The following is a 1,091-nucleotide window of genomic DNA, read 5'->3' as shown; positions in this document are numbered from 1 at the left end:
GGTGCGGTGGGCGAGCACGGTCACGGTGGACTCGTCCAGGTGGAACCCGAGCAGCGCCCTCGCCCCGGTCGCGCCCTCGTGGCCGGGGACGCTGACGAGGGCGTCCAGCTCGGCCCTGGTGGGCGGCCTGATCGAGCGGGGGGCCGGGAGTCCTTGGGGCGTGGGCTCGTCGAGGGGTCGTCGTCGCAGGTGGTCGAGGGTGGTGCGGGCGCGGTGGATGAGGAGGGCGGCCTGTTCGGGGTCGCGGGTGTTGCGGGCGGCGGTCATGAGGGTCCTGGCGGTGTCCGTCAGGTCCTGCCCGGGGTCCGGGAGGCTTGGGTCATCGGGGGTGGACGCTTCGGGGGTGGGCGCTTCGGTGGCGGACGCTTCGGGCCGAGGGGTGAGCCAGGCGGTCAGGGCGTTGAGTTTGGCCTGCTCGGCGTGCGTCCAGGCGGTCATCCCGAGGTTCAGGCGGACCGCGAGGCGGAACGCGCGGTCCCGGGCCGCCTCGTGGCCGAGGGCGCAGGCGCGTTCGGCGTCGGCGAGCGCGGCGGGCAGGTCGCCGAGTTCCTCGGCGGCGATCGAGCGGTGGTGGCAGGCGAGGGCCAGCTCGTGGTCGTGGCCGAGCTCGGACAGCAGGTCGATGGCCGTGGACAGGCGGTGACGGGCCAGGTCGCGGGAGGCTGAGGTCAGGTCGTGCGCGCCCAGGTGACGCAGCGCGATGGCCTCTCCCGCCCGGAAGCCGATCTCCCGCGCCAGGACGAGCGCCTCCTCCAGCCGCGTCACCGCCGCTCCGTCCGGTTGCCGGGGTGCTGGTTCCAGGCGGGCGAGGGCGATCAGGGTCAGGACCGTGCCGCGACCCCGGCCGTGGGCTCGTTCGAGGTCCAGGGCGCGTTCCAGCAGCGGGACGGCCTCGGCGGGCCGGCCGCCCAGCTCGTGGACCAGCGCGAGGCCGGCGTAGGCGACCGCGAGCCCCGGCCCCGAGGCGGCCCCGAGGCTCGCCGGCCGCCCTGGGTGCGGTGGGCGAGCACGGTCACGGTGGACTCGTCCAGGTGGAACCCGAGCAGCGCCCTCGCCCCGGTCGCGCCCTCGTGGCCGGGGACGCTGACGAG

2 protein-coding genes are annotated in these 1,091 nt (G+C 76.3%); one reads left to right on the top strand and one right to left on the bottom strand.

Going from position 1 to position 1,091, the window contains the following annotated elements:
* On the bottom strand, nt 1–765 hold a 765-nt coding region (locus tag FAF44_RS53290), incomplete at its 3' end, for a hypothetical protein (RefSeq protein ID WP_237111135.1).
* An 81-nt stretch (nt 766–846) separates the two neighbouring features.
* On the opposite strand from FAF44_RS53290, the gene FAF44_RS53285 reads away from it, so the two are divergent.
* The coding region (locus FAF44_RS53285; protein ID WP_237111134.1) for a hypothetical protein at nt 847–1,091 on the top strand (245 nt) is incomplete at its 3' end.

Source organism: Nonomuraea sp. MG754425, from assembly GCF_021699195.1.
Lineage (GTDB): Bacteria > Actinomycetota > Actinomycetes > Streptosporangiales > Streptosporangiaceae > Nonomuraea.
This window is presented reverse-complemented; position numbering and strand designations above follow the sequence as displayed.